Origin of the sequence: Streptomyces sp. T39, from assembly GCF_008042045.1 — a bacterium.
Lineage (GTDB): Bacteria > Actinomycetota > Actinomycetes > Streptomycetales > Streptomycetaceae > Streptomyces.
Genome location: NZ_RDBP01000111.1, coordinates 1 through 785 on the forward strand (window position 1 = coordinate 1; position 785 = coordinate 785).

Below are 785 nucleotides of genomic sequence, written 5' to 3' on the forward strand. Positions count from 1 at the left end.
TATTGGAGATGGTCCGTTGTCGGATGGGGAGAAGTCGAGCACGGTCCGGGTGACACCGCCCGCGCGGCCGCGCAAGCTCGCCAAGGTGCCGTTCGTCGAACTGGCCGACGGCCGCGTGCAGGGCGTGGTGTCCAGCGGCTCGGACATCGGCCGGGTGTACGTGTCCTCCGTCGCCGCCGGCACCTACGCCTTCGCGTGCAGCACCAACAACAACCGGCCCTGCGGCGGCGCGCGGGGCTCGTACTGCAACCACATCCGCGCACTGGTCGGCGAGGCCGTGCTCCAGTACGGCGCCGAGCGGGTCGCCCGCTACCTGAAGGCCGACACCGGCGACGCGACTGCGGACGCGGCCGGCATCGTCGCCGCGATGACCGCCACCCGCCCCGCACAGGGCGACACCGCGGCCGCGGCGCCCGTCTTCAGCCGGTTCCTGCGGCACCTCGCCTATCTCGAACTGGCGCCCACCACCGAGCCGTTGCCCGAGATGCAGTGGTTCCCGCCGACGAGGGCGGTGGCCTGATGCGTGCCGATCTGCTGACCGACGCGGTCGACGGCCTCGACGAGGCGCTCGCGGCCGTCGACGCCTTCGACCGGGCTCTCCGCGGCGGGCTGCTGCGTCCGCAGCCTGCCCAGGCCGAGGGACTGGCCGCGCTCGCCGGCGCCGTCGCGGGGACACCGCTCGCCGAGCGGGTCGCCGAGGCCGCCGCGAAGGCCGGCGCCGGAGCGGCCGGCGAGGACCACCTCACCGCGCTCGCCGCCGCCCGCACCGCCCTGCTCGGCGCCGT

Annotated in this window: 1 protein-coding gene and 1 pseudogene; both read left to right on the forward strand. The window is 75.3% G+C overall.

Annotation, left to right across the window (positions count from 1 at the left end; all coding sequences use genetic code 11):
• Position 1: 1 nt before the first annotated feature.
• Positions 2 to 520, forward strand: a complete 519-nt coding sequence (locus EAO77_RS35645; protein ID WP_147992462.1) for a hypothetical protein — start codon at positions 2 to 4, stop codon at positions 518 to 520.
• Positions 490 to 785: pseudogene (locus tag EAO77_RS35650) on the forward strand (hypothetical protein); the annotation flags it as partial. The gene EAO77_RS35645 and the pseudogene EAO77_RS35650, both read left to right, overlap by 31 nt.